At 41.5% G+C, this 12,441-nt stretch carries 9 protein-coding genes; 6 read left to right on the top strand and 3 right to left on the bottom strand.

The window, feature by feature from the left end:
* Positions 1-5 precede the first annotated feature (5 nt).
* A complete protein-coding gene (locus tag DI53_RS04835) occupies positions 6-1,589 on the top strand; it encodes a SusD/RagB family nutrient-binding outer membrane lipoprotein (protein ID WP_037496060.1) in 1,584 nt (527 codons plus the stop codon).
* Positions 1,590-1,945: 356 nt separating this feature from the next.
* On the opposite strand, the gene DI53_RS04830 is transcribed toward DI53_RS04835, so the two are convergent.
* Positions 1,946-2,389, bottom strand: coding sequence for a hypothetical protein (locus tag DI53_RS04830; RefSeq protein WP_037496058.1), 444 nt, complete (start codon positions 2,387-2,389; stop codon positions 1,946-1,948).
* A gap of 709 nt (positions 2,390-3,098) precedes the next feature.
* On the opposite strand from DI53_RS04830, the gene DI53_RS04820 reads away from it, so the two are divergent.
* The 5 genes from DI53_RS04820 to DI53_RS04800 all read left to right on the top strand — a co-directional run bounded on the left by DI53_RS04820 (position 3,099) and on the right by DI53_RS04800 (position 9,541).
* Positions 3,099-4,535, top strand: a complete 1,437-nt coding sequence (locus DI53_RS04820; RefSeq protein WP_117624843.1) for an alpha-L-fucosidase — start codon at positions 3,099-3,101, stop codon at positions 4,533-4,535.
* 12 nt (positions 4,536-4,547) lie between these two features.
* Positions 4,548-5,588 (top strand): sialidase family protein, encoded by a 1,041-nt coding sequence (locus tag DI53_RS04815; RefSeq protein ID WP_037496052.1) that lies wholly within the window; start codon positions 4,548-4,550, stop codon positions 5,586-5,588.
* 238 nt (positions 5,589-5,826) lie between these two features.
* Positions 5,827-6,105, top strand: coding sequence for a 30S ribosomal protein S15 (gene rpsO / locus DI53_RS04810; protein ID WP_037496050.1), 279 nt, complete (start codon positions 5,827-5,829; stop codon positions 6,103-6,105).
* Between the two features lie 215 nt (positions 6,106-6,320).
* Positions 6,321-8,498 (top strand): polyribonucleotide nucleotidyltransferase, encoded by a 2,178-nt coding sequence (pnp, locus tag DI53_RS04805; protein WP_037496048.1) that lies wholly within the window; start codon positions 6,321-6,323, stop codon positions 8,496-8,498.
* Positions 8,499-8,620: 122 nt separating this feature from the next.
* Positions 8,621-9,541: a hypothetical protein gene (locus tag DI53_RS04800; protein WP_037496046.1), complete on the top strand. Its 921-nt coding sequence runs from the start codon at positions 8,621-8,623 to the stop codon at positions 9,539-9,541.
* A gap of 110 nt (positions 9,542-9,651) precedes the next feature.
* On the opposite strand, the gene DI53_RS04795 is transcribed toward DI53_RS04800, so the two are convergent.
* Positions 9,652-9,981, bottom strand: a complete 330-nt coding sequence (locus DI53_RS04795) for a DUF493 domain-containing protein (RefSeq protein ID WP_037496043.1) — start codon at positions 9,979-9,981, stop codon at positions 9,652-9,654.
* A gap of 77 nt (positions 9,982-10,058) precedes the next feature.
* Positions 10,059-12,317 (bottom strand): GH92 family glycosyl hydrolase, encoded by a 2,259-nt coding sequence (locus tag DI53_RS04790; RefSeq protein ID WP_037496040.1) that lies wholly within the window; start codon positions 12,315-12,317, stop codon positions 10,059-10,061.
* Positions 12,318-12,441: the final 124 nt, after the last annotated feature.

The raw sequence follows: 12,441 nt of genomic DNA, 5'->3' as shown, positions 1-12,441 counted from the left end.
AAACAATGAAAAAGATAAAAAATATATTAATCGCCATCTCCATGGTATTCGTGCTAGGAAGTGCAACCTCTTGTAAATCCCAGCTAGAAGATAAATACTTAGATCCGGAACAGACAGCGACACCAAACATCCGTGCATTCTTATCGCAGATGTTGACAAATTCAAGATTCAGATCGGAATATTGGCATTACCGTACTTTCATACTACAGCACCAAGCACGTTACACCCAAACGACATTCTTTACAAATGCGAATGGAATGTATCAGCAAAATGATTCTTATATCAATGGTTACTGGAATGATTTTTACGGTCCAGGTTTACTGGGTGTTTATAGAGCGATGGAAAGAGCCTACGCAGATTTGAGTGACACCGAGAAAGCGGATCTTGATCCATTTATGTATGCGGCGCGCGTAGTGCTTTATGATCAGGCATCCAAGCTTGTGGACAACTTTGGTGATATTCCTTTTTCTGAAGCAGGGAGTCTTCCAATGACTGATCAAATTAGTTTAGCTAAGTTTGATTCGCAGACAGAGCTTTATGCAGTATTTATAGAGGGGCTTGAAAACGCATCAACCTTTTTTAAAGGCTACAGTCCTACCAGTGATTTCACTAGGGCGGATATTTTAAATGGTGGAGTTGCTTTGAAATGGCAGAAATATGCTAACTCTTTACGTCTGAGATTGCTCATGCGTACGTCCAATGTGAATGAGAGTACTGCAAGAACAGAAATTATGGAAATGTTGAACAATCCTGCTGATTACCCTCTAATAGACGGTGATAATTTAGGTAATTACACGCCTTCTTCTGATGTTTTGTTAGCTCCATTAAGCACGTATACGTCAAGTTTATTAGATGCGCTGAGAGAGCTTCCGAGCCATTATGCGCCAGACTACATGCTTAACACGGTGCTTAATACATCGAACGATCCACGGATACCTGTGCTATTTGATAAATTTGGTAAAACGGTAAATAACGCATTTGTCCAGAATCCGACATATAGAGCCATGCCTATAACGTTCACGCAAGTAGAGTCAGAGCAGCAATTCCAAGACTACGCTGTAGTTGATTCGGCAACAGCATGGATTAACAATAAATTGCCTGGTGTTTTGATGACAGCATCGGAGGTGAACTTTATCAAAGCTGAGGCACAAGAGCGTTGGGGAAGCACGGCGGATGCAAAAGTGGCTTACGAAACTGCTGTTAGACAGTCGATCAGTTTTCACTATTATCTAAATACTACTAGTACGCACGCAACTAAAGTGTCGACTCCTGTGGATTCGGTGATTACCGCATTTGTAACTAATTCTAATATCGCTTACACCGGTACTCCGGCAAACAAATTGCAATTGATCGGTACGCAAAAATGGTTACATTTTGGTTGGTTGCAAGGTGAACAAGCTTGGTCGGAATACCGCAGAACAAAATATCCTGTCCTTCCAGCATTTCCGGTAGACGATTTAAATGGTTTTGAACGCCCGCCTGTACGTTTGTTGTACCCTTCTTCTGAAGTAACTAACAATAGCGATAACTACAGTGCTGTTCAAGCGAAAGACACCCGCGATACGAAGATCTTCTGGGATGTAAAGTAAACGTTGTCTTCATATTTTTATTAAGCCTGCATCACGATCGTGATGCAGGCTTTTTACTGTAACTAATATTAAATAAATAAAAAGCCCGCACAGCTTGCTGCTCGGCTAGTCTGCTGATTATAAATGTTTCAGAACGCCCTATCGGAAAACGTAATGTGAGACGAGTATTTATAAACGAAGAACTGGATCTATAACGTGTCGAAAAGATGAGCTTTCTAATCAAGAATCTGAATCAATACGTTTTTCAAAAGACAGCTCGAAAGAAAAAAATGACATGTTATTTTCGATTATGAAAAAGCAGATAGGTTTGGCCTTACTAATATAAACTTGATGACAGATTAAATAGTTACGGCCGACTAGCTTCGTACTGTTCCGCAATACCGTGATACCATAAAAGCAAAGAAGGCGGTAGATGAAATAACATATATAAATAGGTGGCTTGCGTTTATGGCTTTAAGAATCATGTAGTTGAATGAAATGGACGTGATAATACAAAGGATCAATAGGAAAAATCGCATCTTTTGATAGCTGGACGCTCTATTCTCGTCTGTGATTTCAAAGGGGTAATTCGCATATTGTGGTTTTAATACGAAAAACAGACTGATCAATAAGAGGCCTCCATTCGCACATAGCGCGTAAATTAAATGGACTTTATCCCCAATTTTATCCACCTCGCCAACAAGGTTTATATGCGTAGTGACAGGACTTGAAATTGCATCGTGATGGCGCGCTAAAAGCAAGACGCTAAAGATCAATATTAGTACCGCAATAACATACAAATAGATTAACTTTTTTGACATAATTTCGGTTTTTTAAAATTAAAGGGGGGATTGGTCGGCTGTAAAAATAGGATAAGCGCAGTCGTTATAGCAAAGAAAAACGAAAAAATTCCGTGCATTAATATAATCAATAGATGAAAAGAAATTGCAACAGGCAATAACATCTTTCGATATAAGATTTGTTCGTGTTAGCGCCAGGAAGATAGATGTCATAAAAAATGGTTTAATAAAGTTGTAAATATCGCCCATGTATATTAATTAAGGCTACCTAATTTAAAAACTCTATTTTGGTTAAATGACCGTTAATCCTAGGGAAATTCAAATATATAGTTATAGAATTTAATATGCAAATAAAAGGACTATAATTTTAGCGAAATAAAGTATGTTTGAGTCGATGTCTTCCAATTTAGTCAAATGAAACATGTTAATGTCGTTAGGCATTCACTTAATGTTGCCGTTGCTGATGAAAGCTATATTCGTTCGATATTAGTTGTTCTCTCATGATTTTCACAATCTATTATAGCGATGTGTTATCTGTTTAGTGTGAAACTGTCGGACATCGTTATCAATGGCAAAAGAAATCATGGAATTCGATATGACAGGGCTAGAAAAGGAATATTTAATTATTAAGCGGCGAATGCCGTTATACAGGTTCTTTCAACTTGCTCATCTTCCTTATAAACCGTATATTGGCTATTCGAATATTAATTAGCTAATTTAATCAATACGCATGCGTTCAATTTATAAAAACGTTTTAGCCTTAGCCTTGTCTTTTACGGCTGGCGCTGCTTTTTCCCAAGCTCATAATGTATCATCAGGGTACCAAAAGCCGACTGACCCGCAGGTTATCGAAAACCTCGAACAGTGGCAGGATATGAAATTCGGTCTTTTTATGCATTGGGGGACATACAGCCAATGGGGAATCGTTGAAAGTTGGAGCCTATGTCCGGAAGATGAGGGTTGGACGCAACGCAAGCCCGAACATGGCGTAACTTACAACGAGTATGTGAAGAATTACGAAAACCTGCAAACGACATTTAATCCGACAGCCTTTAACCCTGAGAAGTGGGCTGATGCGGCTAAAGCGGCTGGTATGAAGTATGTGGTTTTTACGACAAAACATCACGATGGGTTCGCCATGTTTGACACGAAGGAATCTGATTATAAAATTACCTCTTCCAAATCGCCGTTTTCCAGCAACCCGAAAGCCGATGTAACGAAAGAGATCTTTAACAGCTTTCGACAGGAAGGATTTAAAATAGGTGCTTATTTTTCAAAGCCGGACTGGCATACTGAGTATTACTGGTGGCCTTATTTCCCGCCGAAAGATAGAAATGTAAACTATGATCCCGAGAAATATCCAGAACGTTGGGAAAAATACAAGCAATTTACGTTTAATCAAATCAATGAATTGACGTCAAACTACGGCAAAGTGGATATCCTTTGGTTGGATGGCGGCTGGGTTCGTCCGTTCAAAACGATTGATCCAACCGTGGAATGGCAGCGCACGATTAAGGTCGAGCAGGATATTGATATGGATCGTATTGGTGCGATGGCCCGCAAAAACCAACCTGGTATTATCGTCGTCGATAGAACGGTGCCTGGCAATTGGGAAAACTACGTGACACCTGAGCAAGCTATCCCCGAACATCCGTTAGACATTCCTTGGGAAAGTTGTATCACGATGGGCGATTCTTTCTCCTATATACCTAATGATCGTTACAAACCAACCAAAAAGCTTGTCGAAACCTTGGTGCAGATTATCTCGCGTGGCGGGAACTATTTGCTAAATATTGCGCCTGGACCGAATGGCGATTTCGATCAAGCAGCCTATGATCGTCTGAAAGAGCTTTCATCTTGGATGGATACGAATGGCTCAGCAGTATTCGCTACACGTGCCGTTGCGCCTTACCATGAAGGAGATTACTACTATACGAAAAGTAAAGATGCCAAGCAACTGAATGTTTTCCATCTTTCCGGCGAAACAAACTACGTGGCACCATCTACGTTTGAATTTACGGTACCAGCTGGATTTTCTGTGAAACAGCTACGTGTATTGGGGGTTAAAGGCAAAGTGAAATGGTCGCAAAAAGGGGATAAAATAACGGTGCAAAAGCCGAAAGAAGCACTGAAATACGCTACGGCAATCCAATTGGATAGTAAATAAAAACCGGTAACAATGAAATTAATTGTATTGCTATTGGCTTGTGCATACCAGCTTGCCCCTCTTTGCGCGCAGGAAGGCATGGTGGAAGTGAAACATAGTGAGTTCTTATTTGAAACGGGCAAATTCTTCGCACAGTGTCATGCCTCCACCATTGAAGAAACCGCTGATGGTGTTTTGTTGGCCAGTTGGTTCGCGGGCACACACGAGGGGAGCAGCGATGTACGGGTCTGGGGGGCGCGCTACGAAAATGGCAAATGGACCGATCCACAGGTTTGGGCCGATGGCCAGCTTTCGGACGGCACGCAACAGCCATGCTGGAACCCTGTTCTTTTTCGCGCAGCAAAAGAAAGCCTAATGTATCTTTACTATAAAGTGGGGCCAAATCCGCGCGAATGGTGGGGGATGGTCAAAACATCTCATGATGGAGGTAAAAGCTGGTCGATAGCAAAACGTTTACCGCCGGGCATCCTAGGGCCAATAAAGAATAAGCCTTTAGCTTTAGCCGATGGCACCATACTTTCTCCATCTAGTGTGGAAATTAATGAAGATCGCTGGATGGCCCATGTGGAACGTAGTGACGATCAGCAGCAGACTTGGCAAGTTCATCCGATAGATCACAATGGGAAGATGAATGTTATTCAACCCAGTATCGTGGAGCATGCAGATGGCCGGCTGCAGGTACTTTGTAGAAGTAAAGAGGGGGTGGTGGCAACGGCCTGGTCTACTGATGGCGGCAAAAGCTGGTCGACATTGGAAAAGACTGACCTTATCAACCCAAATTCCGGAACAGATGCTATTTGTGTTGGGAATCGATTCTACATCGTTTACAATCCGGCACTGCCTGGAAAGGATTGGTGGGAGGGGCGCGCGAAACTACGTATGGCCACATCAACGGACGGTATGCATTGGTCAGATGTCCTACATCTGGAAGACGAGGAAAAAGGTGAATTCAGCTATCCAACGATCATGCAGGATGCAAAAGGATTAATCCATATCGTTTACACGCATAACCGCAAAAATATTAAGCATGTGCTGTTGAGGAGGAGGGAGTAATGTGCACTTAGTAATGAGTAGTTTGTAGTGAGCAATGCGTGACATCACTTCTCACTTTTGACTTCTAACTTTTGACTTATCACTTTTGATTTCTAACTTTTGACTTCCCACTTTTGACTTCTAACTTCTAACTTTTGACTTCCCACTTTTTTTACTTTTTAATTTTGACTTTTTACTTTTTAATTTCTACATTTGCAGGCAATTCATTAAATTTTTAACGCTTTAATATTATTCAAGAATGTATTTAAGTAAAGAGTACAAAGCTGATATCTTCGCAGAATTTGCAGGTGCAGCAGAAAACACAGGTTCTACAGAAGGACAAGTAGCTTTATTCACTAAAAGAATCGCTCACTTAACAGAGCATTTGAAAAAAAACAGAAAAGATTTTAACACGCAACGTTCCCTGCAAATGCTAGTAGGTAAACGCCGTTCATTATTAGCTTACCTGTACAAAAAAGACATCAACCGTTACCGTGCTATTATCAAAGCATTAGGTTTACGTGATATCATCAAATAAGCTTTTAGAAGTAAAAAATAAAAACCATCTACAGAACGTAGGTGGTTTTTTTGTTTTGGAGCAATCGGTTTAAAAATCTATAGCACTGTGCAATATTGTTTTTTCACATGCTACATCATAACGTGTAAATTTTACTTAACTTTGTATGATTTTTAAAGGTCTATAAATAAGAGGACATACGTAAAAGATGTAACGTATGTCGAAATGAATTACAAATGAGTTATAACGAAAAAAAAGTTTCGATCGACTTGGGCAACGGATTAGCCCCGATCGAGTTATCTACAGGTAAGTTAGCTAAACAAGCGGACGGATCAGTAGTGTTAAAGCAAGGAGATACCATGTTATTGGCAACGGTTGTTTCCGCGCGTGAAGCAAAACCAGGCGTTGATTTCCTCCCACTATCTGTTGATTACCAAGAGAAGTATGCTTCTACAGGACGTATCCCAGGTGGTTTCTTACGTAGAGAAGCACGTCTGTCGGATTATGAAGTCTTAATTTCACGTTTAGTGGATAGAGCATTGCGCCCGTTATTCCCAGAAACTTATCATGCAGACACACAGGTTATGATCTCGTTGATCTCTGCAGATAAAGATATTATGCCGGATGCATTGGCAGGTTTGGCAGCATCAGCAGCATTAGCTGTTTCTGATATTCCTTTCAACGGTCCAATCTCTGAAGTTCGCGTTGCTAAAATCGACGGACAATTAGTTCTTAACCCAACGCTTTCTCAATTAGAGCAAGCTAGTTTAGAATACATCGTTGCGGGTTCTGCACAGGATATCGTGATGGTTGAGGGTGAGTCGAAAGAGATTTCAGAAGCTGAAATGGTAGAAGCAATTGCTTTCGCACATGACGCGATCAAAAAGCAAGTTGCTGCGCAAATAGAGCTAGCGAATTTAGTTGGATCTAGCGTGAAGCGTGAGTTCAATCATGAGCCATCTAATCTAGAACTACGTGATGCTGTTTTTGCAGCGACATACGATCAGGTTTATGCAATTGCAAAATCAGGTTCTACAAAACACGAACGTGCGGAGAAGTTTTCAGAGATCGGAAAAGCATTCTTTGAAACCTTAGGTGAGGAGATTGATGAAGAAACAACATTCTTAGCGAAGAAATATTACCATGACGTACAGTATGACGCTGTTCGTAACTTGGTATTAGATGAAGGTGTTCGTTTGGATGGCCGTGATGTACGTACAGTACGTCCGATTTGGTCAGAAGTTGATTATTTGCCAGCAGCACATGGATCAGCGGTGTTTACACGTGGTGAAACACAATCGTTGACGTCTGTAACGTTAGGTGCTAAAGATGATGAGCAAATGATCGATGGCGCATTTATCCATGGATACAATAAATTTATATTGCATTATAACTTCCCTTCGTTTTCGGTAGGTGAGGTACGACCTAACCGTGGCCCTGGTCGGCGCGAAGTCGGACACGGTAACTTGGCTATGCGTTCCTTGAAACAGGTTCTTCCAGAAGGAACAGAAAATCCATACACTATCCGTGTGGTGTCTGATATCTTGGAATCAAATGGATCCTCATCTATGGCAACTGTTTGTGCAGGGACCTTAGCTTTATTGGATGCGGGTGTGAAATTGAAAGCGCCGGTTTCTGGTATTGCAATGGGGCTGATTACAGACGAGAAAAGTGGTAAGTATGCTATTCTATCGGATATCTTGGGTGATGAAGATCATTTAGGTGACATGGACTTTAAAGTGACAGGTACTGAAAAAGGTATTGTAGCTTGCCAGATGGACTTGAAGATAAATGGATTGAAGTGGGAAGTGTTGACACAAGCTTTGGATCAAGCAAAAGAAGCGCGTTTACACATCTTAAACGAGATGAAGAAAACAATCGATGCGCCTCGTGAAGATTACAAACCACATGCTCCACGCATCATCTCCATGACAATCGATAAAGAATTTATTGGTGCTATTATCGGGCCAGGCGGTAAAATTATCCAAGAAATGCAACGCGAAACAGTTTCGACCATCTCTATCGAAGAAGTGGATGGAAAAGGTATCGTTCAGGTTTTTGCCGACAACAAGGCGGCTATTGATGCTGCGGTTTCCCGCATCAGAGCAATCGTTGCGAAGCCAGAGATTGGTGAAATTTATGAAGGGAAAGTGAAATCTATTATGCCATTTGGTGCTTTCGTGGAGATTATGCCAGGTAAGGATGGGTTATTGCATATTTCTGAAATCGACTGGACACGTTTAGAAACGATGGACGGTGTGTTCAAAGAAGGTGATATGGTTAGCGTGAAATTATTGGATATCGATAAGCAAGGTAAGATGAAACTTTCGCGTAAAGTGTTGTTGCCTCGCCCACCACGCGAAGACAAGCCAAAGCAAGAACAAAAGCCGGCAAACGACGCGCCTAAAGCGTAAGTTTGAGACGCATAATTTAAAGCTGCATCCTTATGGTGCAGCTTTTTTTATGGAAAAAGTAGAAAATAGTCATCCTATCCATAGGAAGCAAACGACGTGTGGTAAGCTAACGACTTTTTTATATGCGCATTTATCTAACCTATTTATTTTTTCTTCTATCCGCTTTTGGATTTAGCCAAGAACCAACAGATCTGCAGTCGTTAGCGCAGCTAATCTCTACAAGATTGCCGGATACGTTACATTTAAATAGGCATGAACGAGTACATTTCAGCTTCTCTGCGGATACTACCGTACCTCTATTCGATTACGGGCGTGTATTAAATCAGTACGTTCAACCTTTGCTATCGAGCTACAATCGATTTTTTACGAAAGAGAAATGTTACCACCTCTATGTGTTTACGGATCCGATAACTTTGCGGAAGATTGTAAATTTTCAAGAGTTTACCTGTGGGAGACAGCTTTTTGGTCCGGTGGTTGTTTATGCGTCGGTGGCTCGGGGCTTTTATGACTTTAGAGACTCTTTATTACAAGACTGGGCCGCAATAATACGAGACCCTAATTTATTTGAGAATGTCAAGCAGGTGGATATACTTATTCATAAATCAGGTGAAGTTGAATTCACTGGAGATGATCTTCTTTCCAAAAGCTTGTATGCGGGATTAAAACCTAAATGGAAACAGGCAATTTACTATGGGCAACCCGTAAACAGTGTAACCACAGTGAAAGTTCGACCAGACCGTTCCCTTGATAAGGAATCTATTCAGTACACCGAAGTAGCTTACTTTATTAAAGACCGTTTTGAAGGTCAGGTGTTAAAATTTGATCCAGACTGGTCCGGGGTTCTAGATAGTAAAAAAAGTATAGCCGTATCTTTTATATATGACGCCTCGATTGGGCAGCTCTCCGACGTGGCAGTACATAGCAATGAAGGCGCGAAAGCGAAGAGACTGATGGACTGGATTTATGTAAATTACTCCCAAATAGAAAAGGATTTATTACATAGTGATAGTGGGTCAAGCCGATATCTGTTTTATATTGATTAGTCAATCAACTCTTAAAGTTTTCGAAATTTACTAAGACTGTTTTAGCACTTATTGCTTAAACAAGAAACGCTGTCATATTGACAGCGTTTCTTGTTTAAGCGATTTCATTATTACAACATTATTACCGATTCTATTTGCGATACTTTCTTGTAATAATCAATCACATCTTCCGCGTTATTGACAAAAGTCTCTACCGTGATGGACTTATATTTTCCGCCTGACGATTCCTTTTCGGCGAACTTTGTGCTGGGATGGATGAAGATGCTCTTTACCTCGCTCAGCTTCTCCGCATCAGCCTTTACGATGAACTTAAATGTGTATAAGCTTGGGAATTGTTCGACCGTATTTAATTTCACGCGAAAATTATCGTAAAAATCTGTTTGGTTGTTGCCTTCATTATCCGGCAAATCCTGGATATTTAATTTACTAAAATCAGTCATTTATTGTTCTCCTTCCGGCAGTATACTCCAATAATTATACCCAATATAATAGCTGTCTTTTTGTCTCTTATTTCCTGCTAGTTTTCCATTGATGTTGGCCAGCTGTTCTTTTGCTTACCAAACTTTTTATTTGGCTTATCCGCCATCTCAAAAACGAGCTCGCCGCCAAGAAGCATATCGTTGTGCTTAATGTACACTTTGTTGTATGCCTTCCCGTTTAGTTTAACCGATTTGATGTATACATTCTTTTTGCTGTTGTTCTTTGCAATAATGGTGAATGTCTTGCCATTTGGCATCGTGATGGCCGCTTTGTCTAAGCTAGGACTTCCAAAAACATATTCACCCCCCACTGGCGAAGCAGGGTACAATCCCATCATAGACCACACCGCCCAGGCACTCATCTGTCCGGCATCTTCATTACCTGCATAACCATCTGGACGGTCATGGTACATGGAATCCACAATATGACGAATCTTTTCCTGTGTTTTCCAAGCTTCACCAATATAGGCATACATATACGCGATATGATGACTAGGCTCATTCCCGTGCGCATACTGCCCGATGAAACCACTGGCATCTGGCGATTGGTTTTCGCCCGTCATATGCGATGGTGCTTTAAATAGTGTATCCAGCATAAGGCTTAGCCCATTTTTCTTTGGGAACAATTTCGCTAATCCACGTACATCGTGTGGCACAAAAAATGAATGTTGCCAAGCATTTCCCTCGATGTATTGGCTTTTATCAAAGTCGTGCTCTGAATAAAATGGATCAAATGGCTCTACAAATTTTCCATTTTTAAACTTGGCGCGCATAAAGCCCGTCTTCGGATCGAAGTGGTTGACGTAACTCTTCGCCCGCTTACTGAATAATTCGTAATCCTCTTTTTTACCCAGTTTTTTTGCTACTAGTGCAATACAATAATCGTCGAAGGCATATTCCAATGTTTTGGTAACGCTTCCGCCATTGACATCCTGCGGAACATAACCATATTCTATATAAGCCGGAACTTCGCGGATTTCTTGAAACGCACTATTCCGCATCGCTTGGTAGGCCCGTTCTGGATCTACGCCCGGCCATTCTTTAAGTACAGCATCAGCCAATACCGGTACGGAATGATAGCCTGTCATGGTATTGGTTTCAAAGGTGCTCAGGTCCCAAACTGGAAGTAAGCCGTTTTCATCATGAAAGGCCAGTAAGCTATTTAGAATGTCGGTGTAGCGCTTTGGCTGTGTAATTGTAAACAATGGTTTTAGTGCACGGAAAGTATCCCACATCGAGAAAAATGTATAGCGCTGCCCGCCGTTTGGCATTTGGTGTAATTCACCTTTTGCATTTTTGTAAGCGCCATCCTGATCGGAATATAAGGTCGGCGCCACCGCAGTATGATATAGTGCAGAGTAAAAAATAGTTTTCAGCCGTTCATCGCTACTTTCTACTTTGATTTTTCCTAATTCAGTTTCCCATTTTGCTTGCGCCTGGTCTTTTACATCGCTAAAACTCCAGCCCCCGACCTCAGCGAGCGCTGCTAAAGCCTTTTCTTCACTCGTCATAGAAAGCGCTACCTTTATTTTAACGTTGCTGCTTTCTGTAAAGACCAATTGGGCGTTAACCGCCTTCAGGTTATTTTGTTTTCCGTCGTTCGTTATGGCCACGCCTTGTTGATCTTTTACAGCAGCGCCGTTAAATAGATGTTCCTTTATCGGTGTAGAAGTGCGTAGTGCAAAGTATACACGCTGTCTATTTGCCCAGCCTTGAGAGTACCGTCTGCCAATTAGCGTGCTGTCGTTGACCACGCGGATTTCCGTTTCTAGGGGCTTATCCCAATTGTATGTATGATCCAAGTCTAAGCGTATGGTCGGCTTGGTAGTGCCAGATGGAAAGGTGTATTGATGAAAGCCGACCCGTTCAGTGCTTGTTAGTTCAGCTTGAATACCGTTTTCCAGTTTCACTTTATAGTATCCAGGTTGTGCAGATTCGTTTGTACGGGAAAATTTAACGCGGGTATCTATCTTTGCTTGCTGCATAGGTGCCAGCATAGGCATAACGGCTATATCCAACCAGTCGCCAATTCCTGTTCCGCTTAAATGCATATGACTAAATGCTGCGATACTGTCTGAAGAGATGTGGTAGCCGCTAACCCAATCCCACCCGCCTTTCCCGTTGTCGGGACTCAATTGTACCATAGAGAAAGGTACAGTTGCGCCTGGATAGGTGTGACCATGACCTCCCGTGCCAATCAGTAAGTTGACATGTTTGTTGAGATCCTGAGCATTCGCCAGATTCGTGGCAAGGCCGATTGCTAAAAAGCCGAGGCCAAATAGGTGTTTATTTATCATGATATGTTGTTAGCTATGTGCGTTTTATTTTAATTGCCGGACTATACTTCTTACCGCAAAAAATATGCGGAGATCAACGGTAGAATACCCTGGTTATAATATTACGAAAAAAAAGTGTTAAGCA

Source organism: Sphingobacterium deserti (assembly GCF_000757725.1).
Taxonomy (GTDB): Bacteria; Bacteroidota; Bacteroidia; order Sphingobacteriales; family Sphingobacteriaceae; genus Sphingobacterium; species Sphingobacterium deserti.
This window is presented reverse-complemented; position numbering and strand designations above follow the sequence as displayed.

Bases quoted from the DNA above. Each gene is read 5' to 3' on its own strand.
- DI53_RS04835 (WP_037496060.1), top strand. From the start codon at position 6: ATGAAAAAGATAAAAAATATATTAATCGCCATCTCCATGGTATTCGTG.
- DI53_RS04830 (WP_037496058.1), bottom strand. From the start codon at position 2,389: ATGTCAAAAAAGTTAATCTATTTGTATGTTATTGCGGTACTAATATTG.
- DI53_RS04820 (WP_117624843.1), top strand. From the start codon at position 3,099: ATGCGTTCAATTTATAAAAACGTTTTAGCCTTAGCCTTGTCTTTTACG.
- DI53_RS04815 (WP_037496052.1), top strand. From the start codon at position 4,548: ATGAAATTAATTGTATTGCTATTGGCTTGTGCATACCAGCTTGCCCCT.
- rpsO (WP_037496050.1), top strand. From the start codon at position 5,827: ATGTATTTAAGTAAAGAGTACAAAGCTGATATCTTCGCAGAATTTGCA.
- pnp (WP_037496048.1), top strand. From the start codon at position 6,321: ATGAGTTATAACGAAAAAAAAGTTTCGATCGACTTGGGCAACGGATTA.
- DI53_RS04800 (WP_037496046.1), top strand. From the start codon at position 8,621: ATGCGCATTTATCTAACCTATTTATTTTTTCTTCTATCCGCTTTTGGA.
- DI53_RS04795 (WP_037496043.1), bottom strand. From the start codon at position 9,981: ATGACTGATTTTAGTAAATTAAATATCCAGGATTTGCCGGATAATGAA.
- DI53_RS04790 (WP_037496040.1), bottom strand. From the start codon at position 12,317: ATGATAAATAAACACCTATTTGGCCTCGGCTTTTTAGCAATCGGCCTT.